At 62.4% G+C, this 20,944-nt stretch carries 27 protein-coding genes; 15 read left to right on the top strand and 12 right to left on the bottom strand.

Annotated features, from left to right (window positions below):
• Positions 1–16 precede the first annotated feature (16 nt).
• The gene (locus V1294_RS28630) at positions 17–949 is read left to right on the top strand and encodes a sugar-binding protein (protein WP_334501854.1); all 933 of its coding nucleotides are present in this window, start codon (positions 17–19) and stop codon (positions 947–949) included.
• 79 nt (positions 950–1,028) lie between these two features.
• Here V1294_RS28630 and V1294_RS28625 read toward each other — a convergent pair whose 3' ends face one another.
• The 5 genes from V1294_RS28625 to V1294_RS28605 form a co-directional block, all read right to left on the bottom strand.
• Positions 1,029–1,325, bottom strand: a complete 297-nt coding sequence (locus tag V1294_RS28625) for a hypothetical protein (protein WP_108519745.1) — start codon at positions 1,323–1,325, stop codon at positions 1,029–1,031.
• Positions 1,326–1,455: 130 nt separating this feature from the next.
• A complete protein-coding gene (locus V1294_RS28620; protein WP_334501852.1) occupies positions 1,456–2,013 on the bottom strand; it encodes an inner membrane-spanning protein YciB in 558 nt (185 codons plus the stop codon).
• A gap of 44 nt (positions 2,014–2,057) precedes the next feature.
• Complete coding sequence (locus V1294_RS28615) at positions 2,058–2,636, bottom strand: hypothetical protein (RefSeq protein ID WP_334501850.1); 579 nt, start codon at positions 2,634–2,636, stop codon at positions 2,058–2,060.
• 136 nt (positions 2,637–2,772) lie between these two features.
• Positions 2,773–3,171: an MAPEG family protein gene (locus V1294_RS28610; RefSeq protein WP_334501848.1), complete on the bottom strand. Its 399-nt coding sequence runs from the start codon at positions 3,169–3,171 to the stop codon at positions 2,773–2,775.
• Between the two features lie 152 nt (positions 3,172–3,323).
• Complete coding sequence (locus V1294_RS28605) at positions 3,324–4,730, bottom strand: carotenoid oxygenase family protein (protein ID WP_334501846.1); 1,407 nt, start codon at positions 4,728–4,730, stop codon at positions 3,324–3,326.
• Between the two features lie 112 nt (positions 4,731–4,842).
• On the opposite strand from V1294_RS28605, the gene V1294_RS28600 reads away from it, so the two are divergent.
• A complete protein-coding gene (locus V1294_RS28600; RefSeq protein ID WP_334501845.1) occupies positions 4,843–5,577 on the top strand; it encodes a TetR/AcrR family transcriptional regulator in 735 nt (244 codons plus the stop codon).
• A gap of 74 nt (positions 5,578–5,651) precedes the next feature.
• On the opposite strand, the gene V1294_RS28595 is transcribed toward V1294_RS28600, so the two are convergent.
• Together V1294_RS28595 and V1294_RS28590 are read right to left on the bottom strand one after the other, a co-directional pair.
• On the bottom strand, positions 5,652–5,990 hold the full coding sequence (locus tag V1294_RS28595) for a hypothetical protein (protein WP_145963696.1): 339 nt from the start codon (positions 5,988–5,990) through the stop codon (positions 5,652–5,654).
• Positions 5,991–6,100: 110 nt separating this feature from the next.
• On the bottom strand, positions 6,101–6,718 hold the full coding sequence (locus tag V1294_RS28590) for a hypothetical protein (protein WP_334501844.1): 618 nt from the start codon (positions 6,716–6,718) through the stop codon (positions 6,101–6,103).
• A gap of 153 nt (positions 6,719–6,871) precedes the next feature.
• Between V1294_RS28590 and V1294_RS28585 the strand changes: the two genes are divergently transcribed.
• Positions 6,872–7,651, top strand: a complete 780-nt coding sequence (locus V1294_RS28585; RefSeq protein ID WP_334501843.1) for an SET domain-containing protein — start codon at positions 6,872–6,874, stop codon at positions 7,649–7,651.
• Positions 7,652–7,655: 4 nt separating this feature from the next.
• Here V1294_RS28585 and V1294_RS28580 read toward each other — a convergent pair whose 3' ends face one another.
• The gene (locus V1294_RS28580; protein WP_334501842.1) at positions 7,656–7,946 is read right to left on the bottom strand and encodes a DUF6522 family protein; all 291 of its coding nucleotides are present in this window, start codon (positions 7,944–7,946) and stop codon (positions 7,656–7,658) included.
• A 38-nt stretch (positions 7,947–7,984) separates the two neighbouring features.
• Positions 7,985–8,413, bottom strand: a complete 429-nt coding sequence (locus V1294_RS28575; RefSeq protein ID WP_334501839.1) for an RrF2 family transcriptional regulator — start codon at positions 8,411–8,413, stop codon at positions 7,985–7,987.
• An 87-nt stretch (positions 8,414–8,500) separates the two neighbouring features.
• On the opposite strand from V1294_RS28575, the gene V1294_RS28570 reads away from it, so the two are divergent.
• Together V1294_RS28570 and V1294_RS28565 are read left to right on the top strand one after the other, a co-directional pair.
• Entirely contained in the window at positions 8,501–8,971 is a 471-nt protein-coding gene (locus V1294_RS28570) for a group III truncated hemoglobin (protein WP_334501837.1), read from the top strand.
• Positions 8,971–9,105, top strand: coding sequence for a hypothetical protein (locus V1294_RS28565; protein WP_334478966.1), 135 nt, complete (start codon positions 8,971–8,973; stop codon positions 9,103–9,105). The genes V1294_RS28570 and V1294_RS28565 overlap by 1 nt, the downstream gene beginning before the upstream one ends.
• Before the next feature lie 164 nt (positions 9,106–9,269).
• On the opposite strand, the gene V1294_RS28560 is transcribed toward V1294_RS28565, so the two are convergent.
• Both V1294_RS28560 and V1294_RS28555 read right to left on the bottom strand, forming a co-directional pair.
• Positions 9,270–9,668, bottom strand: coding sequence for a hypothetical protein (locus tag V1294_RS28560; protein WP_334478967.1), 399 nt, complete (start codon positions 9,666–9,668; stop codon positions 9,270–9,272).
• A 44-nt stretch (positions 9,669–9,712) separates the two neighbouring features.
• Positions 9,713–9,934: a hypothetical protein gene (locus tag V1294_RS28555; protein WP_108519733.1), complete on the bottom strand. Its 222-nt coding sequence runs from the start codon at positions 9,932–9,934 to the stop codon at positions 9,713–9,715.
• A 100-nt stretch (positions 9,935–10,034) separates the two neighbouring features.
• Between V1294_RS28555 and V1294_RS28550 the strand changes: the two genes are divergently transcribed.
• Positions 10,035–10,856: a helix-turn-helix domain-containing protein gene (locus V1294_RS28550; protein ID WP_334501835.1), complete on the top strand. Its 822-nt coding sequence runs from the start codon at positions 10,035–10,037 to the stop codon at positions 10,854–10,856.
• Between the two features lie 259 nt (positions 10,857–11,115).
• Here V1294_RS28550 and V1294_RS28545 read toward each other — a convergent pair whose 3' ends face one another.
• Complete coding sequence (locus tag V1294_RS28545) at positions 11,116–11,553, bottom strand: MarR family winged helix-turn-helix transcriptional regulator (protein WP_108519843.1); 438 nt, start codon at positions 11,551–11,553, stop codon at positions 11,116–11,118.
• A 216-nt stretch (positions 11,554–11,769) separates the two neighbouring features.
• Between V1294_RS28545 and V1294_RS28540 the strand changes: the two genes are divergently transcribed.
• The 9 genes from V1294_RS28540 (at position 11,770) to V1294_RS28500 (ending at position 20,932) form a co-directional block, all read left to right on the top strand.
• Positions 11,770–12,906, top strand: a complete 1,137-nt coding sequence (locus V1294_RS28540; protein WP_442895468.1) for a substrate-binding domain-containing protein — start codon at positions 11,770–11,772, stop codon at positions 12,904–12,906.
• A gap of 146 nt (positions 12,907–13,052) precedes the next feature.
• On the top strand, positions 13,053–14,567 hold the full coding sequence (locus tag V1294_RS28535; RefSeq protein ID WP_334501831.1) for an amidase: 1,515 nt from the start codon (positions 13,053–13,055) through the stop codon (positions 14,565–14,567).
• A gap of 54 nt (positions 14,568–14,621) precedes the next feature.
• Positions 14,622–15,479 carry a branched-chain amino acid ABC transporter permease gene (locus tag V1294_RS28530; protein WP_334501829.1) on the top strand — a complete coding sequence of 286 codons (858 nt, stop codon included), beginning with the start codon at positions 14,622–14,624 and terminating at the stop codon, positions 15,477–15,479.
• 3 nt (positions 15,480–15,482) lie between these two features.
• Positions 15,483–16,703 (top strand): substrate-binding protein, encoded by a 1,221-nt coding sequence (locus V1294_RS28525; protein WP_334478978.1) that lies wholly within the window; start codon positions 15,483–15,485, stop codon positions 16,701–16,703.
• Positions 16,704–16,771: 68 nt separating this feature from the next.
• The gene (locus V1294_RS28520) at positions 16,772–17,821 is read left to right on the top strand and encodes a branched-chain amino acid ABC transporter permease (protein WP_334501828.1); all 1,050 of its coding nucleotides are present in this window, start codon (positions 16,772–16,774) and stop codon (positions 17,819–17,821) included.
• Positions 17,808–18,542, top strand: coding sequence for an ABC transporter ATP-binding protein (locus V1294_RS28515; protein WP_334501827.1), 735 nt, complete (start codon positions 17,808–17,810; stop codon positions 18,540–18,542). Before V1294_RS28520 ends, V1294_RS28515 begins: the two co-directional genes overlap by 14 nt.
• Positions 18,535–19,239 carry an ABC transporter ATP-binding protein gene (locus V1294_RS28510; RefSeq protein WP_334501826.1) on the top strand — a complete coding sequence of 235 codons (705 nt, stop codon included), beginning with the start codon at positions 18,535–18,537 and terminating at the stop codon, positions 19,237–19,239. The genes V1294_RS28515 and V1294_RS28510 overlap by 8 nt, the downstream gene beginning before the upstream one ends.
• A gap of 233 nt (positions 19,240–19,472) precedes the next feature.
• A complete protein-coding gene (locus V1294_RS28505) occupies positions 19,473–20,138 on the top strand; it encodes a DsbA family oxidoreductase (protein WP_334501824.1) in 666 nt (221 codons plus the stop codon).
• Positions 20,139–20,293: 155 nt separating this feature from the next.
• Positions 20,294–20,932: an NIPSNAP family protein gene (locus V1294_RS28500; protein WP_334501823.1), complete on the top strand. Its 639-nt coding sequence runs from the start codon at positions 20,294–20,296 to the stop codon at positions 20,930–20,932.
• The last annotated feature ends 12 nt before the right edge of the window (positions 20,933–20,944 follow it).

The raw sequence follows: 20,944 nt of genomic DNA, 5'->3' as shown, positions 1-20,944 counted from the left end.
CGTGTGGAGGGAACCAATGAGGAAAGTTCTGCTTGCCGGCATGGCGATCGCGATGATGGTGACGCCGGCGCTCGCCCAGACCTACCGCTTCGTCATCGTGCCCAAGGCGATGAACAATCCGTTCTTCGATTTCGCGCGCGACGGCTGCCAGAAGCGCGCCAAGGAGCTCGGCAACATCGAATGCATCTACAGGGGGCCGGTCGAGCATGAGCCGGCAACGCAGGCGCAGATCATCCAGGACTTCGTCACGCAGAAGGTCGACGGCCTCGCGATTTCGGTCGCCGACGTCGCGGCCATGACCAAGTCGATCGAGGCGGCGAGTGCTGCCGGCATTCCCGTCATCACTTTCGATGCGGATGCGCCGGGGTCCAAGCGCATTGCCTATATCGGCACCAACAACAAGGAGTTCGGTGTCGCGCTTGGCAAGCAATTGCTGCAGCTCCGCCCCGAGGGCGGCAAATACGCCATGGTCTCGGGCGGGCCAGGCGCCAAGAACCTCGCCGAGCGCGTCGATGGCGTCCGCGAGGCGCTGAAGGGATCGAAATGGGTCGAGGTCGGTGGCTCACCGACGTTCTGCAACGACGATCCCGCGCTCGCCGTTCAGCAGATGACAGACCTGCGGACCGCAACGCCCGACCTCGCCGCGATCGTGCCGGTCGGCGGCTGGCCGATGTTCGCGCCGGAAGGCTTCAAGGCCTTCGCCAGCAAGAACAAGAAGGACATCGAGTCCGGCAAGTTCACCCTCGTCGTTGCAGATACGCTGAAGATGCAGCTCGAGCTGTTGCGTGACGGCTATGCCAACGCGCTGACGGGGCAGCGGCCGTTCGAGATGGGCGAGAAGTCGATGGATGTCCTGCTCGCGATCAAGAAGGGCGGGAAGGTGCCGGAGATCGTCCATACCGGCCTCGATCTCGTCACCAAGGACAACGTCGCGCAGATGCTGAAATAGGTCCAGCGTGAACGCCGAAACGGTCCGGGGCAGGGCCCCGGACCGTCAGTTCCGATCTGATCGCGCTCGATGGAGGCTCTTACGCCCGCGATCCCGTGAAGGGGAAGCTGCCCATCGGGCCGATGCCCATTTCGCCGGACATGCTGTCTCCGGAAACCTTGCCGGTGAAGGCAAGCGTCAGCGGCATCGGGTTGGTGATAGAGATCTTCCAGGCGACGTCGTCGCCGTTGACGGTGCCGTCAAATATTTCGCCGGAATTGCCGTCGGCGCCCTGGGTGCCGGTCAGCGTACCACCCGCGCTCGTCAGCGACAGCGTTGCATTGCGCTCGCCCATCGGCGTGCTCATGGTGATGTTCCAGTTTCCGTCCACGGCCATCTTTGTCTCCCCGACATTTCTTCCCGGCAAACCGGAATGGTTTGCGAGATCCCGCCAACTCGACCGGCGGTATAGCCTATCTCGCCATACAAGCCCAACCGTCTCAAGCGTCCTTTTGACGCGTATTTCTTTAGGCGCGCTGGGCGGCAGCGCGAAGCCGGCTGCCGACCAAGACACGAAACGCGATGTATTGAATTGCGAAGGCGGCAATCTTGGCGCCGACCAGTACGACGGTCACGTAGAACGTCCACAGCTTCATGTCGCCGGTCATGGCGACGCCGATGGTGCCGGCGGCGAGCACGAAGCACAGCGCGGCCCAGGCATAGCCCGCGAAGGTGACGTATTCGGGAATGGTCTGTGTCACGATCGGCGGCATATAGCGCAACATCCAGCCGCGCTTGAGCATGATGACGCCGATCGCAAAATGCCCGATCGCGGGCTTCGCCAGCACGAAGCGGGGGTCGTGGGTCAAAAGCGTCGCGCTGCCGAGCACGATGACGAGCGCGAGGCTCGCCCAGGTCATGTAGCCGAGCTCCTTGCCCTTGACGCGCGAGTAGATCACTTGCGCGATGGCGCCTGCGATCGCCACGCCGGTCGCCAGCAGCACATTGTCGGTGGTGAGGTAGATCGCGATGAACAGGTTGGTGGAGAAAAAATCGGCGCCCAGTCTGGCGAATACGTCCTTCATCGGCTTGCTTTCTGCTGGAGGATTGTTGCGGATCGAAAGGGTACTTAGTGGGTGCCCGGTAGGGCGTTGGCCGGCGCGGAACCATACTTTGTCTTGCGATATTGTGGATACCAAGTCGTGAAATAGGCGGCGCTGTTGCGGGCGGCGAAGGCGATCACGAGCCCGGACCAGAGCGGCACGCCCGGCACGTAGATCATCAGCACGTTACCCGCGATCATCAGGACGAAGGCGCCGGTCCATGCCCAGGTGATGATATAGATCGCCTTCTTGAAACCGGGCAGCTTCGCCGTCTCGGCATCGACCTCCTCGAGCGCATATTGCAGCACGAACGGTTTGCGGATGACGAGCGACGCCAGCGATATTGCGAGCACGCCGATATCGACCGCCAGCTTGACAACCGAATGACTCAAGTTCGGATCGATCAGCGCGATGTATGCGCCGAGTGCGGCGAACACGACGGCGCAGCCTGCGCCGAGCATCTTGATCGAACGGCCGCGGTAGACGTCGATGCCGATGACGGCGAGGCAGATCCCGGCCGATGCGAACAGGCTGATCTCGGCGGAGGTCACCAGCATCAGCAGGGCGAACGAACCGAACGGGGCGAGGATCAGGAAGATGGTCATGGCAGCCTCTCGGGCTAATCTTTACATCGTAAAGATAAACTATGCGCAAGGTCGGGAGTCGTCAAGAAAAATCTTTACAGTGTCAAAATAAAACCAGCTAATTGAGAAATCAACGTATTTGCAATGGCTTGTGGTCTTATATGACGCGCACCAGGATCGTCAGGGCGCAGGCGAGCAGTAAAACGAGCGTGATGGTGATGCCGCCCATCCGGCCGACGCGGAATTGCAGAGTATTGGGCGCGGCGTACATGCCGAGCGGATGCAGCAGCCGCGACAACAGCAGCGCGCCCATCAGCAGATGGACCCACATGGCTCCGAGGCCGGACATTTCCAGCATCGCGACCATCAGTGTAATGATCGGCACGTATTCGATGAAGTTGGCATGCGCGCGGATCGCGCTCCGCAGCGCGAGGCTTCCGTTGTCGCCGAACGCCGTCCGGTCTCTCATGCGCAGCCGCCCGACCTGAACGGCGAGGATGGTATAGAGCAGGGCGAGTATGGCGAGATAGGCTGACGTGATCGAGGGCAGATGCATGTGTGTCTCCCCGAGTCTGTGCGTTCAACGACGTCATTCCGGGGCGATGCGCAGCATCGAACCCGGAATCTCGAGATTCCCCGATGCGCAATTGCGCATCTGAGGTCTGGTCCTTCGGACCATCCCGGAATGACTGCTGCAAGAGATTGCGCTTACGCCGCGCCGACCCAATTGCCGTGAAAGCCGTCGGGCACGCGATGGCCGAGATGCACCAGCGCCACGGGGCCTGATTCGACGTCCTGAGCGTTGAACACTGCAAGATCGCTGCGATTCTCCTGCGCGCGCCAGACGGCGGCGAGCAGCCAGCCGTCGCCCTCGGCGGCATCAGGCCCGCGTTCGACAAACACCGGCTCGGAAATGGTGTCGCCGGCCGGCAGCAGATAATGGCCGAGCCGCTTGCCCTTGCCGTCGACCTGGACGATGCCGGACAGCGCGCCGAACATCGGCAGATCGGGGTTGGCGCAGGCGTACCAGCCATGGCCGTTCGCGCGTCCCGCGCGGCGGTCGTCGATGCGCGGGAATTCGCCGGTTAGATCGTCGAGATAGGTTTGCGTGAAGCGGTCGGTACTACCGGCGAGGTCGAAAGTCCAGCGGCAGTACCGCGCGCGCGATTTCTGCGGATCGGTCTTCGAGCCGTCGGGATGGGAGAACAGCGGCGCTTCCTCGAATTGCATCACGTCGGCGATGATGCGGTTGCCTTCCTCCCACGCATTCATAACGTGGAAGACGTAGCAGCTCTCAGCGCGAAACCAGACGATGTCCTTGGCGGAACCGCTGCGCTTCATGACGCCGACGTAGCCGCCTTTCTCGGGCTCCCAGGCATAAGGCGCCTTGCCGCGCATCGCCCGCTCCATGCTGCCAGTGATGGGCAGGATCGGAAACAGCAGATGGTTTTCGGTGACGATGAAGTCGTGCACCATGCTGGCATAGGGCGCATCGAAGCGATCGAACCGCGTCACCACGCCGGAGGCGTTGACGGATCCGAAGGAGAGGGCAGGGGTAAGGAGGCCTGCGGCGTTATAGCCGAAGAACACCATCTCGCCGGTCACGGGATCGATCTTGGGATGCGCGGTGAAGGGTCCCTTGATGGCGCCCTTGTAGTCGCAATAGCCGACGCGATTAAGGGTGTCGGGCTCGATCTCGGTCGGCAGATGGCCTTCTTCCAGCGCCAGCAGCTTACCGCCATGGAAGATGATGTTGGTGTTGGCGACGCCGCCGTCGTCGGTGATCCCGGCCGGCGCACCCGGCAGCTTGCGGCCGAAGCCGCCGAACAGCGCGCGGCCGGCGTCGTGCTCGGCCAGCCATTTCGGGGTGCGGACCCAGCGGTTGCGGTAGCTGGCGCGGCCGTTCTCCAAGTGGAAGGCGTGCAGCATGCCGTCGCCGAAAAACCAGTGTGCGCCCGGCGCCTCGAATTGCGGGTTGGGCCCGTTGCGATAGAGCGTGCCGTTGAGTTCGCGTGGCAATTCGCCGGTCACCTTGAGATGCGGCGCGTCGCATTCCATCGGGATCGGCGCCAGATTGTCCCGCGCCGTATTGGTCGTCGCCACTTGGTCGAGCATCTTACGTTTCCTCCGGATATATCTTTACATCGTAAAGATGTCAGTAAGCGCGTTGTCATCGACCGTCAAGCAAAATCTTTACAGTGTAAAAATTGCAGCTATAAGGATTCATATGACAAGAATCTCGAGAGAAGCCAGAACCAGCCGTCCCTCCGCGAAGCGCAAGCCGGCAAGAGCCGTGACCGAAAGGCCGGCCAGCCGGCGTCGCCGTCCAGCCGGCGAGGCCCCTTATCATCATGGCGATCTGCACGACGCCTTGCTCGCCGCCGCCGAGCGGGTGCTGGAACGCGATGGGCTGGCGGGCCTGACGTTGCGCGCGGTGGCGCGCGAGGCCGGCGTGTCGCACGCCGCGCCGACCCATCATTTCGGCGATCTCACCGGGCTCCTGAGCGAACTCGCCGCCATCGGCTTCCGGCGCTTCAACGAGGCCATGACGGCCGCAGGCGAGACCCAAACGCTTCCGCTGATGAAGGCGATGGCCCGCGCCAAGGCCTATGTCGCCTATGCGCAGGCGCGTCCCGGCATGTACGGGCTAATGTTCCGAACCGAGCGGCTCGACATGACGCGGCCGTCGCTGCACGAGGCGGCGACTGCCTCCTTCGAAGGACTGGCAACCGCGGCTGGCCTCGGCCGTGATGAGAAGCTCACCGGCGCGGCGCTGGAAGCATTGTCGCTTGACCAGGCCGCGGCCATCGCGCGCGCGTGGTCTTTGGTGCACGGCTTCACCACGCTGCTGCTCGATGGACGGCTGAAGGATATTTTGCACCGGCTGCCGGAAGGCACCGGCGTCGACCAGCTGCTACATGCGATGCTGGTCTCGACCGTCGCACGGCCGCCGGCGCTATAGGACAGCGGTTTGGGGGCGAGTTCGCTGGCGCCGGAATGGACCCTGCGCGGCCAACGGTGTGGATGGCGTGCCGCTCAGCAACCCCTGCAAATCTTGGTTTGGCGCGCGAGCCTTGCGTCGGCTTCCGCGTCTTCGTTGGGCTGCCGTGTCCACTCGTCATACCGCGCTTTGGCGTTCGATTGGGCCGGGGCATCGTTCAGCGGGCCGAGAATGATCTCCTGATTGCGGGCCGTTCTTCGCTTTGCCGGCCGTTTTGGCTCGCCCGGCGCGTCATTTGCCGTCGGTGGTTCGCCCAACCCGTCCCAGGCGATCGGGGCGCCTGCGGTCTGTGTCGTCGAGCAGCCGGTGCCGGAGGCGCAGCAGCCGGTGAGGGCGGAGCCTGCAACCAGCAGAACCATGATTCTCGTTAGCATCGTCGCTCCGGTGTGGCCGCCGTTAAAATCCGTGACGTGAGAATATATCAAGCACTCAAGGCTGTAGCTTTGACGTTAATGCGGCGAAAACACGCCGGCCGTGGGCTGCGTCAGCGCTTTGCAAGGCTGACGGCGATGCCTTTTTCACCGATTACCTTCACTTCGTCCTTGCCGCACTTGAAATCACGCGCAAATTCGTCCGCCGCCTGGCGCGCGAGCTCGTTGGCATTGCGGTTGGCCTGGCCGTCGATATAGGCGACGTGACAGACAGGGCCCGGCGGCAACCGCGTCACGGCGAGCATCGGTTTCGAGGTCGGGCTTCCGGTCTTGTCCGGGGCGTCGTTGTCGGCGATCAGCCAGCGCTGAATGATCGCGAACGGCTTGCCGTCCACCGCCCGCCATTCGACAGTATTGGCGGTGGAATTGAAGGGGGCAAACCCGGCCTCCGCGGCCGGCTCCTTGCTGGCGGCAGCGCGGTCGGCTCCGACCGAGACGGTTTGGCGCAGGTCGTCCTCGCTGATCAGCACCACCAGCCCCGATTTGCCGGGGCACACCTGCTTCGTGCTGCCGTTCTCGGGTTTGCCGATGGTGCGGCAGTCCTTCGGCGCCGTCGATGTGTAGCTGCTGCTGAATGTTTGGGCGTTGGCCGGTGAAATCAGGCCGAATGCAGCCGCGAACAGGGCGGCGGCGGCCGGCACAGTGAGCGGCCGATGGGGGACGCGTTTCATCTGCATTTCTCGCATGGAACTTCCAGGATCAGACGTGCGCAATCTGGGGAAGGTTCATGGCAAAGGTACGAAACACCTGACATTGACGCGGAATCGTCCTAGAAGAGCGGCTCGCAATTCGTCGTTTCCCAAGCCCGCAGTCATTCAGTCCTCATGCCTTCCATACCATCGAATAAGCCCTATCGCGTCGGCCGCTCCCCCACCGGACTAGGTCTCTTCGCCACCAAGCCGATCAAGAAGGGCACCAAAATCATCCGCTATTTTGGGCCGCTTCTGGATTCGAAGAAGAAAAAAGACGACGCGATCGAGAACAAGTACCTGTTCGAGCTGAACGACCGCTGGACCATCGACGGCTCGGTGCGCAAGAACATCGCCCGCTACATCAACCACGCCTGCAAGCCGAACGCGGAATCCGACGTTCGCCCACGCAAGCGCAAGGTGTTCATCCGCGCCATCAAGAACATCGAGCCGGGCGAGGAGATCAACTACGATTACGGCACCGATTATTTCAAAGCCTATCTGAAGCCGATCGGCTGCAAATGCGCGGCCTGCGAGAAGAAGCGCAAGAAGCAGCGCGCCGAGGCGCGGGCGGAGAAGGCCCGCCTCAAGGCCAAGGCCGAGCGGAAAGCGCTGAAGAAGGCTGAAAAGCTGGCCAAAGAACAGCAGAAGGCTAAAGCGAAGCTGAAGGATAAGGCTGAGCGGAAGGTGAAGAAGACGCTCAAGCTGAACGGCCATTCGCCGAATGGCAAGTCCCTTAACGGCAAGTCTCTCAATGGCAGGTCGCTCAACGCCAAACGTCTGAACGGCAACAGCCGCGTCAGGGTTGCCGGCAAAAAATCGAGCGCCAGCAAGCCGCCAGTTTCCGCGCCCGCGCCGGTCCTTGAGGTTCAACCCGCCGCTTTCTCCCTTGAGGCGCAGACCACCGCCATTTGACGTCTCATCTGCCAGCCTTGTGCACCGACTTCGGCAGCAGCGAATCGCCGAAGTCGACCGCCGAGCGTTGAATGATCGCGCCGGTTTCGTCGACCACGACGCGGAACCGCCGGTGTTCGGAGAAGAAGGTCAGGCGATGCCGGCCGGAGTCGGCATCGACCCCGCGCTCCGCAAGGCTGGTGATCCGGCCCGCGCGCATTGCTTCCTGAAGCAGGGAAGGCGCCAGGCCGAGGCCTTCGGCGACGATGGCGGCGTCGATCTGCACTGCGCCATTTTCGAACTCGATCGGTTTCATGAGTTGCACCTGAGCCTTGTCATGGTTTCTTGCAGCCCTCACGCAAGTGCCGGGCTCCGCCTGGCGCTTGGCGGATAGGCGCATTCCGCCAGCGTGGTGGCGTCGAGTTCGCGCATGAAGGCTTCGCGGGCGGCGGCGAGTTTTGCCTTGAGCCGGCAGCGCGGCTTCAGCACGCAATTGCCGCCGTCCTCGCGAAAACATTCGACCAGCGGCGGCCCTTCAAGCGCGCGCACCACCTCGCCGATGGTGATCGACTGGGCGGGGCGGGCCAGCGTGAAGCCGCCGCCAACGCCGCGCTGGGTCGAGATGAAGCCGCTATCGGCGAGATCGCGCACCACCTTGGCCAGATGGTTGCGGGAAATGCCGAACTCTGCCGCGATCTCGTTGGTGGCGAAGGAACGGCCAAGGTCGCCCGCCAGCCGCATCAAGGCGCGCAACGCGAAATCCGTGAACGACGTCAGGCGCATGGGAGCCCTCTTGAAGGATCTGCTTGCAAAACATCTATAGCCGTCTAAATAGGTATTTGAAATACCTATTTAAGGGCAGGCGGAAAAATGGAAGCGATCGTGGCAGGGCCGGTGCGGCGGGAGCGCTTGACGGCCGAAATCATGGAGCGGACGGGCATTGACGAGGCGATGATCGATCGCCTGGTGCGCGGCTTCTACGCCAAGGTGCGGGCCGACGTGGTGCTGGGGCCGATCTTCGAGGCCCGCATCACGGATTGGGAGCCGCATCTGGCGCAGATGTGCGCGTTCTGGTCATCGGTCGCGTTGATGACGGGCCGCTACCACGGCACCCCGATGGCCAAACATCTGCCGCTGCCGGTCGACGCCGGGCATTTCGACCGCTGGATCGAACTGTTCGAGCAAACCGCCCGCGAGATCTGTCCGCCCGAGGCGGAGGCGCATTTCGTGGAACGGGCACGCCGCATCGCGGCAAGCCTCGAACTCGGCATTGCCGGCACCCACGGCGTCATGCTCGGCAACGGGGAACGATTTCGGCGCAATCAAACAGGAGCAGTGTAATGGCTTATCGTACGCATGTCGTGACCAACAAGGAGCAGGCCGATCCGTATTCCGGCAGCAGCCTGGTGCCGATGCTCGTGATCGGGCTCGTGCTGACCTTTGCCGGGATGATCGCGGCGGTAATGCTAAGCTGAGGCTCTTTCCCCGTCATTGCGAGCCATCGGGCGCGCGAATGCGCGCCCGATGACAGGCTCCGCGAAGCAATCCATTTCTCCACTTGCTGAGGCATGGATTGCTTCGTCGCTTTGCTCCCTTGCGCAAACGCTTCGCGTTTGTCGCGGACGATGACGGCTGAGGCTTATGCCGTTACCGTCTCGCCGCTCTTGCGCAGGCCGATATATTGCAACTCAGCAAACACGCCTGTCGCAATCGCCTGGGCAACGATGAAGACCTGGCCGAGCAGGTTCGGGCTTACCGCACCCGAGAACAGCAGTGCGATGCTGCCGAGCGTCCACGCGGCATTTCCCACGATGACAAGCAACAACAGCGCCTTCGCCACCGTCGACCGTGTGGCCAGCCAGCCAACCAGCGCCGTATAGGCGATCAGGAACAGCCCGGTTTCACGCAGCAACGCCTCCGGCAGATTGAGGAAGGGCGCGAGCGCGCCGGCGCCGAGGGTAAGGGCCACCGCAGCGACGCCGCTGAAGATGGCGTCGGCGAGCAGCGCGCGGTTCAGGAATGTGGACGGATGAATCATGGCAGTTCTCCTTTGGCTTGGGGGGACTTTGGGCGAGACAGCGATCAGCGTTGCAGCAGCGACCGGAGCTGACGCATCAGCCGCATCGGGCAGAGCGCCTTGCCGACCCTGTTTTCGATCGTCTGCACCTGCACGAACACGAAGACGCTGGTGTCGTGCACCAACGGCTGCGGCAAGTTCAGGGAGCGCGCCAGCAACCAGGTGGCCAGATTGACCACCCAGGGGATTACAGCGGCGACGAAGCGGAAGAGGGAAAGCATCAGCATGGGTCATCTCCTGTACCCCCAGGATGAGCGAGCCCGTGACCCGTTTCGATTACCTCGGACGTAATGGAATGGACGAAATTCGCATGGTAGGTTTTCCACCATGAACGCACATGCCGCCACGGCGCGAGCCGAACGAACCCAGCCTGTCCATATCGGCGATCATTTGCGCGAATGGCGGCAGCGCCGCCATCTGAGCCAGCTCGATCTGGCGGGGGACGCCGAAATATCCGCGCGCCATCTCAGTTTTGTCGAGACGGGCCGCGCTGCGCCGTCGCGCGAAATGGTGCTGAAACTCGCCGAGCGATTGGAGGTTCCCTTGCGCGAACGCAACGTGCTCCTGGTCGCGGCGGGGTTTGCGCCGGCCTTTCCGCAGCGCTCGCTCGACGACCCCGCGCTCAAATCAGCCCGGCAGGCGATCGACCTCGTCCTCAAGGCGCATGAACCTAATCCGGCGCTGGCCTATGACCGGCACTGGAATCTGGTGACGGCCAATCGCATGGTGGCGCCGCTGCTCGAAGGCATCCCGCCGCATTTGCTCGGGCAGCCCTTCAACATTCTAAGGCTGGCCTTTCATCCCGAGGGACTGGCGCCGCGCACAGTCAATCTCGCCGAATGGAGCGCGCATCTTCTGGAGCGGCTGCACCGGCAGTGCGAGGCGACGGCCGATCCCGAACTGCTCAAACTGTATCAGGAACTGAAAGCCTATCGGATGCCGGCGCGCTCGGGTCCGGTCTCGGCCGACAATGTCGCGATCCCCTTCAAGCTGCGCCGCAATGACGAAGTGCTGAGCTTCATCTCGACCACCATGGTATTCGGCACGCCGGTCGACATCACGTTGCAGGAGCTGGCGCTGGAAACCTTCTTCCCCGCCGACGATCTGACCGCCGAGCGGATGCGGCAGATAGCGGCGAGCTTGACTTGAGTAGGATGGGTAGAGCGAAGCGAAACCCATCAGCGCCATAATGTCACTGCCCCGCAGTTCAACGAAAGCGACGTGCCGGGACCGCTGTGCGAAGTGCGCTTGCGCAAGGGCAACGTCAGTATCGGCCTGATCGGGGCGGTGCTGACGCTGGGCACCACAGGATGTAATGCTGCAGGAATTGCGCGTGGAGATGTTCATGCCGATGGACGCTGCCTCCGAGGCCGCGCTCACAGCGTTGGCGGCGTAGCGTAATCAGAAATCAGTTCGCCTTCTCGATCAGGCTTTCCAGCAGGCGTTTCAATTCTGCCGTGGCCTTGTCGCCGTAGTTCTCGGCGATAAAGGCTTCCTGACTCAGCGCCAGCGAGTTCAGGCGCTGGGTCAGCGCCTTGCCGCGATCGGAGGAGAACATCAAAACCTTGCGTCGGTCGTCGGCGTCCTGGACCCGGTACACGAGCGCGTCGGACACCATTCGGTCGACCATCTTGGTCAGGGTCGGATGATTAAGCAGTACGGCTTCGGCGAGCTCACCCATCGAGTGGCCCTTGCCATCGGAAAGAACTTTCAGAATACGCCATTGCTCGACCGGCACGCCTTCCTTGCGAAACCGCGCGTCGAGCTGACGGTTGATCTCCCGGTTGGCCTGCGCAAGCAGATAAGCGAGATGCTCGGTGATGGGTTTGCTGGGCGATTTGGCCAAGGGTTTGAACTTCATAACGGGGGTTTTGGATGAATATTTAGCGCTCTTGCTTGTTCTATATGCATGAGAATCGTTGAATATTCAATATTTTCCACTAGGATATTTTTTGTTGCCGATCACCTTGCCGATGGTAGTCTGATCGCGCCGGACTAAAGAAGCTGAAAGGAGAGCGAATTGCTCTCGCTAACGCAATTTGGAAAGTTCGGCGGGCCGTCGATGCCGCCGGAATGGCTGCTAAGGGGACTCCCGGAGTTCGGTTCCGGAAGCTCCGGGCCATCGCCGCGCCTGTTCCGTGAGCGCGGCGACCGCAAGAAACTGCGCATTGCCAATTTTGTCGGACTATCGGGTCCGTCGGGAATCTGGGGGCCGGCCTCCATCAACAGTACGCTGCTGGGCGTTTCCGAAATCAACCGCCGCGGCGGCATTCTTGGCCGCGAGATTGAAGTCGCGTTCCATGACACCGGCGGCGATATCAACGACGTGACGCGGACGGCTTCCGACATTGTCGCGTCCGAAGACGCAGATCTCGTGATGGGCTCGCATATCAGTGCGGTCAGGGTGGCGTTGCGCAAGGTCGTCGCCGGACACATTCCCTACCTTTACACGCCGGTATATGAGGGCGGCGAGCGAACGCCCGGCGTCATGGCCATCGGCGAGACGCCGGGGGCGCAATGGCGCCCGGCCATCGAGTGGCTCGCCAATGCCAGGCACGCGTCGAACTGGTATCTGATCGGCAGCGACTATGTCTGGCCATGGCTCTCGCACAAGGCGATCAAGAAATACATCGCGGATGCCGGCGGGCGTGTCGTCGGCGAAGAGTTCGTGCCCATCGGCGAGCACAATCACAGCAGCCAGCTCGCGCGGATTCGGGCCGCCAAGCCCGACGTGGTTCTGATCACGTTGATCGGCGCCGATAGCGTCGTTTTCAATCGTACCTTTGGCGAGCAGGGGCTGGGCGGGCGAATGCTCCGTCTAGCCGGCGCGATGGACGAGACCGTGCTGCTCGGGATCGGTGCCGACAATACCGAAAACCTGTTCTGCGCGTCGGGCTATTTCATCGACAGGGCGTCGCGCGAGAACGATGCCTTCCTCAGCCAATACGAGGCGTCGTTCGGTCGCCACGCGCCACCGCTCGGCTCGATCGCGCAATCGAACTACGAAGGGTTGCGGTTTCTGGAGACGGTCGCGGCGCGCGCGGGATCGCTGGCAAGAAAGCCGCTGCTCTCGGCTGCCGCGAATGTGGACTATCAGGGCGCGCGAGGCACCATTGGCATCCGGCGCGGCAGCGCACGCATGCCGATCTATCTTGCGGCGGCCAGCGGGCTCGACTTCCAGCTGATCAAGCAGTTCTGACGGCCGCACGTATCGTTTCACCAAAAGGGAAGGTTGCGAAATAATACTTGAAAAGGAAAACATTTCCGTTTCTAGTGATGTGAACGGGGCCGGCCTTCATCCGGCAACTTGCCCACAAGCATTCAGAAGAAACAGGAGAAACCATCGTGACAGTAGCGCTTCCAACGCCCGATCAACTGCGCGCGGTCGCCGATCAATGCGGCCTGGCATTGACCGATGACGATGTCGTCTCGTTCCGCGGATTGATGCAAGGCTCTGTCGATGCCTACAACGCTGTCGGCGCGATGCCCGACGAAGTCCCGGTCGTCAAATACCCGCGGACGCCGGGCTATCGGCCCGGCCCGGAGGAAAATCCGCGCAACGCCTGGTACCGCAAATCGACCGTCAAGGGTGCCGCGAGCGGCAAGCTGAAAGGCAAGGTCGTGGCGCTGAAGGACAACATCATGCTGGCCGGGGTGCCGATGATGAACGGCTCCGCGACGCTCGAGGGCTACGTGCCGGATTTCGACGCCACCATCGTCACGCGCATGCTCGATGCCGGCGCCGAGATCGCCGGTAAGGTGCATTGCGAGTCATTTTGCATATCCGGCGGCAGCCACACCAATTCGACCGGCCCGGTCCATAATCCCCACAAGATGGGTTACTCCGCCGGCGGATCGTCCTCGGGGAGTGCGGTCGTTGTCGCGCTCGGCGAGGTCGACATGGCGATCGGCGGCGACCAGGGCGGATCGATCCGGATGCCGTCCTCGTTCAGCGGCACCTACGGCATGAAGCCGACCTGGGGGCTGGTGCCTTACACCGGCGTCATGCCGATCGAAATCTTCGTCGACCATACCGGGCCGATGACCGCGAACGTTGCCGACAACGCCCTGCTGCTCGAAGTGCTCGCCGGTGACGACGGTTATGATCCGCGGATCAAGTCGCCAGAAGTGCAGGAATACACCAAGGCGCTTGGCGGCGGCGTTAAGGGCATGAAAATCGCCATCGTCAAGGAAGGCTTTGAGCAGGTCGGCGCCGAAGCCGCCGTCAATGAAAGCGTGCGGGAAGCGGCAAAGCGGCTTGCGAGCCTCGGCGCTACCGTTGAGGAAGTCTCGATCCCGATGCACATGGTCGCACCGGCGGTCTGGACGCCGATCGGAGCCGAAGGTATCGCGCAGACCATGATGTTCGGCGACGGGTATGGTCTCAGCCGCTCGGACCTCTACTCGACATCGCTGATGGATTTTCACCGTGGCTGGCGCGGGCAGGCGGACTCTCTGTCGGAAACGACAAAACTGTTTCTGATGCTTGGCGTCTACGTCAACAATAATTTCGGTCCGCGTTACTACGGCAAGGCCGTGAACATCTCGCGTCGCGTGACCGCGGCCTATGACAAGGTTCTGGCGAGCTACGATCTACTCTTGATGCCGACCACGCCGATGAAGGCGACGCCGTTGCCTGCGCCGGGCGCTGCCCGCGAGGAGGTGTGCGCGCGCGCGTTCGAGATGATCAGCAACACCGCGCCGTTCGATATTACGCACCATCCGGCCATGTCGGTGCCTTGCGGCATGGTCGACGGACTTCCTGTCGGCCTGATGCTGGTCGGCCGGCATTTCGATGAAATGACCATCTATCGTGCGGCGCATGCCTTCGAGCAGGCCGGTGACTGGAAGAAAATGTAAGCAAGCAGCCGAACGCCGAGAGGGGGCTGGTGATAAGGGTGCTGGTGATGCCACATGGATAATCTGTTCGTCGCACTGTTCGAGATCCTGAGTTTCGGCGCGATCGTCGTTCTGGTCGTGCTGGGACTCGGAATCATCGCCAGCATGATGGGCATCTTCAACTTCGCGCAGGGCGAGTTCGTCCTGCTTGGCGCCTACGTCACCTATATCGTCCACAGTGCGGGCCTGCCGGTCTGGCTCGGAATGCTGGCTGCGCCCTTTGTCGTCGGCGCACTGGGATTTTTCCTGGAGCGGACGATCGTCCGGCGATTCTACGCCGCACCGATCGTGGCGATGCTCGGCACCTACGCACTCGGGCTCATCATCCGCGAGATCGTCCGCGGTTTGATCGGCGGGTTGTATCTGTCGGTCCCGGAGCCGCTCGGCGGTTCGGTCACCATCGGGACCATGCATTTCTCCACCTGGCGGCTGGTCATCATTCTCATTACGGCACTGGTGATGATCGGCAGCTATCTGCTGCTGGCGCGCACCGCCTTCGGGTTGCGAATTCGAGCGTCGCTGGAAAATCCAGCGCTCGCCCGCGCATCGGGTATTTCGACCAATGCGATCTATGGCGCCACCTTTGCGTTCGGCGCCGCACTCGCGGGACTTGCGGGTGCGCTGATCGTGCCGGTGTTCTCGCTGTTTGCCGATCTCGGCCTGCGCTTCCTGATTCAGGGGTTCGTCGCCGTCATGGTCGGTGGGGTGGGCTCGTTCGCGGGACCGGTGGCGGGCGCGGGCGTAATCGGAACGCTCGCCGCCGCATTGCCATGGATCATTCCGCCCGTGATCGCCGACGTCCTCGTGTTCGTTCTCGCCATCATCTTCATCAAGTTTCGGCCGCAAGGTCTGATTTCAACAAAGGGGGTCTAGTCCATGTTCAGCGACCGCAGCAATCTCAGCCGCCGGCGATTTCTCTCCAACTTCGCCTTTGCCAGTACCGCCATTGCCACGGGCGTCGGCAGTTGGGTCGTCCGCCCCGACTGGGCGAATGCGGCTTCGGACCCGATCAAGGTCGGCATCGCGACCGACTTGACCGGTCCGATCGGCTACGCCGGGAATGCGGACGCGAATGTCGCGAAGATGGTGATCAAGGAGATCAACGATGCCGGCGGACTGCTTGGCCGGCCGCTGGAACTGTTCATCGAGGACACCGCGTCGAATGAATCGGTCGCGGTCGGCAACGTCCGCAAGCTGATCCAGCGCGACAAGGTCGACTTGGTGCTGGGAGGCATCACCAGTTCGATGCGCAATGCCATCAAGGACGTGATCGTCGCGCGCGGCAAGACGCTCTACATTTATCCGCAGCTGTACGAGGGTAAGGAATGCACGCCCTATCTGTTCTGCACCGGCCCGACGCCGGCGCAGCAGTGCGACGAATTCATTCCCTGGCTGATCAAGAACGGCGGCAAGAGGTTCGCGCTGCCGAGCGCCAACTATGTCTGGCCTCACACGCTGAACGTCTATGCCCGCAAGGTGATCGAGGCCAATGGCGGCGAAGTCATCTTTGAAGAATACTACCCGCTCGACCAGATCGACTTCAGTGCCACCGTGAACCGGGTCATTTCCAACAAAGTGGACGTGGTGTTCAACACCGTGATCCCGCCGGGGGTAGGACCGTTCTTCAAGCAGCTTTACGAGGCGGGATTTCTGAAGAACGGCGGCCGGCTGTCGTGTGTCTATTACGACGAGAACACGCTCAACATCAACCAGGCCGCGGAGATCGAAGGACTTGCGAGTTGCCTCGATTATTTCAAGGCGCTGACGCCGGAGGATCCGTTCAGCGCCAAGCTTCAGGCGACCTATGAAAAGCAGTTCCCGGGCACATTCCTGTTTGCCGCGGGAAGTGCCGCGACCGGGACCTATCGTGGCCTCAAACTATGGGAGGCGGCCGTGAAGGAGGCCGGCAAGGTCGATCGCGACGCGGTTGCGGCTGCGTTGGACCATGCGAAGATCGCCGAAGGTCCCGGCGGACCTGCGGAAATGGTTCCCGGCAAGCGGCATTGCAAGATGAAGATGTATACGGCGGTTGCCAAGGGCGGCAATTATGAGATCGTTGCGCGCAGCGCCGGCCTCGTCGATCCCAAGGAATGCTGAGTGATGAGCGAAATGCAGCGGCGGCAACCCGCCGCTGCGAACTCCGGAGCGGATTTACTGGCAACTTGATGACAGAAACGACACAGACGACGCCCTTGAGCCTTTCGCTTCGTGCCAGCCGCTCGCGCCGGTTACAGGTGCTACCGATCATCGAAATCGTGGTGCTGGTGATCGGCGCACTGCTGCCGCTGGTCCTCAAGGATTATCTGACGGTCTATGCGACGCGCGTCCTGATCCTCTGCCTGTTCGCGCTCTCGTTCGATCTGGTGTGGGGATACGCCGGCATCATGAGTTTTGGGCAGGCCGTGTTCTTCGGGACCGCGGGATATGGCGTTGCGCTGCTCGCCCGCGATCTCGGCGTGACCTCGATCCTGCTCGTGTTGCCGGCCGGCCTGTTGATCGGGCTCGCATTTGCACTGCTGCTTGGCGGCTTTCTACTGCTCGGACGTCATCCCTCCAGCGTGATCTTTGTTTCGCTGGGCACGCTCACCGGCTCATACGCGGCGGATCGCGTGGCGCGGGGCTGGTATTATCTGGGAGGCCAGAACGGCATTCCATCGATCCCGCCGATGTCGCTCGGCAGCTACGATATCACCGAGGGGCCGGTCTATTATTATCTGACGCTCGGGATTCTCGTCCTCGTCTATCTTCTATGCCGCTTTCTGGTGCGATCGCAGTTCGGGCTTGCGCTGGCGGGTCTGCGCGAGAACGAGCAGCGGATCGCCTTCTTCGGCTATCAGGTGCAACGGCTCAAGGCGATCATCTTTTCCTTCGCCGGCGCCGTCGCAGGGCTCGCAGGTAGTCTTTACGCCTTTCATGAAGGTTTCGTCTGGCCCAACATGCTGGGCGTGGTGATATCGACGCAGGTGGTCCTCTACGTGTTGTTCGGCGGCTCCGGCACGCTGATCGGAGCTGTGATCGGAACAGTTGCGATCGAGGCGGTCAGTTTCTGGCTGTCGAACAGCTATCAGGACATCTGGCCGATCATCCTCGGCGTATTGTTGCTGCTGGTTATCCTGTTTCGTCCCGCCGGCCTGATCAGCCTGGTCCTCAGCGAGCGCGAGCGCGTCGGCAATTTCGGCCGGCCGCCGGGGAAGGGCGATCATGGATCTTCTTGAAGCGCGAGGCCTGGTCAAGATATTCGGCAAGCTGACGGCCCTGAACGGTGCGGATCTTACGGTCGCGGAGAACGAATTCCACGGCTTGATCGGACCCAACGGCTCGGGCAAGAGCACGCTGATGAAATGCGTCGCCGGTGCGGAGATCCCGACGTCGGGCACGGTGACGTTTGGCGGCCGCGATATCTCGCGAGCCTCTCCTGCCGAGCGGGCGCGCGCCGGCATGAGCCTCAAGTTCCAGATCACGAGTGTTCTGCCGGCATTGACGCTGTACGACAACATTCTGCTGGCGCTGCAGGCGCAGACGTCGCTTCCCCGGCTGGTGTTCTCGCGCACCCGCGGAATCCTGCACGACCGCGCCATGGCCATGCTCGAACAATTCCGTCTGGTGGACCGGGCGGCGGATCCGGCCTCCGCGCTCTCCCACGGCCAGCAGCAATGGCTTGAAATCGCGATGGCGCTGGCGCCTGAGCCAAAGCTCCTGCTGCTGGACGAGCCGACCGGCGGCATGAGCCTCGAGGAACGGCGGGTTACCGGCGAACTGCTGCAGCCGATCAAGAAGCGCTGCTCCCTCGTCATCGTCGAGCACGACCTCGATTTTATTCGCGACATTTGCGACCGGCTGACCGTGCTCGACCAGGGAAGCGTGCTGGATACCGGTTCGGTGCAGCATATTCAGTCGAGCGCCCGGGTTCAGGAGGTCTATCTCCGCCGTGCCTGACGAGGACAAATATCTCGATATCCAGAATGTTGATGCGGGCTATGGCCGCAGCCAGGTGCTGTTCGGTGTCACGCTGGGCGTTCCCTGGCGCGGCGGCGTCGCCATACTTGGCCGCAACGGCGCCGGCAAGACCACGTTGATGAAGGCCATCGTCGGAGAATTGCCGCTGCTCGGCGGCTCCGTCAGTCTCGATGCCCGCAGCGTTGGCCAGCTACCGACAGAGCAGCGCATTCGCCTCGGGTTGGGCTACGTGCCGCAAGAGCACTCGGTGTTCGGCAGGCTTTCGGTGCGCGACAATCTCGCCGTCGGCGCGTTGACCAACCGCGACAGCCAGGCCGTCAATCGTGTGCTGGAGATATTTCCAAAACTGGGCCAGCGGATGGATCAGGTCGCCGGCACATTGTCCGGCGGCGAGCGCAAGATGCTCGCGATCGGCCGTGCCTTGCTGTCGAACCCGCGGGTATTGCTGCTGGATGAGCCGACCGAAGGCGTCTGGATCGGCGTGATCGAGGAAATCACCGAACGTCTGATCCTGCTCGCCCGGGAGATCGCCGTCGTGATCGTGGAACAGCATCTCGATCTTGCGCTACGCGTCGCAGACCGGGCCTTTGTGCTCGATCGTGGAAGGGTCGCGCTCACCGGATCGGCGCAAGAGGTTCGCAACGATCCAAGGCTGTTGCAGTATCTGGCGCCTTGACACTCGGCGCTCAGGACGCCTGGGCCTGGGTGCCAAGCCATTCGACCTCGCGCGTCATCAGCGCCGTCGTCGCGCTGCCCTGCAGCACGTCTGGCGACCACGGGCCACGGGCCTGTTCGGTGGCCCGAAACAGGGGCCTTCCGGCCTGAAGTGATACGAGACATGCAGGCCGTCCCCTTGTCTCCTCGCCCGATCGGACTACCTTCCGGGCACCATTCAGTCAGGAGACCCCGATGAGCACCCTAAAACCCCTCAAGATCGACGTCGTCTCCGACGTGGTTTGCCCGTGGTGCTACATCGGAAAACGCCGGATCGAGAACGCGCTGGCGCTGGTGCCGGATGTTCCCGTCGAAGTGCGCTGGCGGCCGTTCTTCCTCAATTCCTGGGTGCCACGCGAGGGCATCAGCCGCGACGAATATCTCACCGCAAAATTCGGCTCGGTCGAAGCCTACAAGGGCATCGCCGGCCGCGTCGTGGCGGCTGCAGGCGAAGAGGGGCTGACCTACCGGCCTGAACTCGTGAAGCGTCAGCCGAACACCATCGATTGCCACCGCCTGATCCACTGGGCGGATGCGCAGGGCAAATCCGCCGAGATGAAGCAGCGCCTGATGGAATTGTATTTCCGCGATGGCGGCGACCTCACCGACGTCAACGTGCTGGTGCAGGCGGCGGCCGATGTCGGCCTCGACGCCGACGACGTACGCAAGCGCCTCGCAACCGACGAGGATGTCGCGCTGATCTCCAGCCAGGCGCAGGAGGCCTCCGACAAGGGTATCTCGGGCGTGCCGACCTTCGTGTTCGCACAGAAATACGCCGTCTCCGGCGCCCAGCCCGCCGACCAGCTTGCCCGCGCCATCCGCCAGGTATCCGGCGAAATCAACGCGCAGGCGGCAGAGTAACTCGGTTTTCTCCCTCGCCCCGCTCTTGCAGGGTCGAGACGAGCGAAAGCTCGCTCTTAGAGGGGCGGGGTGAGGGCCTCTCTCCAGACAGCGCGGTGTCGCGTTTGACCGTGAGTGTCGCCCTGACAATCAACAACTGAACCTGGGGGAATATCATGATCTATGAACTGCGCACCTACACCGTAAAGCCTGGCACACTTGGCGACATGATCAAGGCCGCAAGCACGGTGTCGCGCGAGATCCGCAAGGACGATTACGGGAAGCTGGAAGGCTATTGGTCGACCGAGATCGGGCCGCTCAATCAGGTCTTGCACATGTGGAGCTACAACAGTTTTGATGAGCGCACGCGGATGCGGGCCGAACTTGCGAAGAACCCGCGCTGGTCCGGCGAGTATGTGCCGCTGATCCGCCCCTGGCTGGTGCGTCAGGACGTCCGCCTGATGAACGCGGTAAGGCCGCCGGTTGCACCGTCCTCGACAGGTAATGTCTACGAACTCCGCAACTATCGCGCCAAGGCGGCGGGCGGCCTGAAGCAGTGGCTCGATGCGTTCACCGCGGTGCTGCCGGAGCGCGAGAAATATTCAAAGATCGTCGGCCTCTGGACGACCGAAGCAGGGCAGCCGAACGAAGCCTGCCACATCTGGGCCTATCCCAGCCTGAACGCCCGCGCCGAAGCGCGCGGCAATGCGATGAAGGATCCGGCCTGGCAGGAGTTTTTGGGGAAGGGACCAGGCTTCCTCGAGGAGATGCACTCGACCATCATGCTGCCGGCGCCGCATTCGCCGCTGCAGTGAGGCGTCTACGTA

It is taken from the genome of Bradyrhizobium sp. AZCC 1678 (genome assembly GCF_036924765.1).
Lineage (GTDB): Bacteria > Pseudomonadota > Alphaproteobacteria > Rhizobiales > Xanthobacteraceae > Bradyrhizobium > Bradyrhizobium algeriense.
The sequence above is the reverse complement of the archived record's forward strand: the minus strand, read 5'-3'. Positions and strand labels throughout refer to the sequence as shown.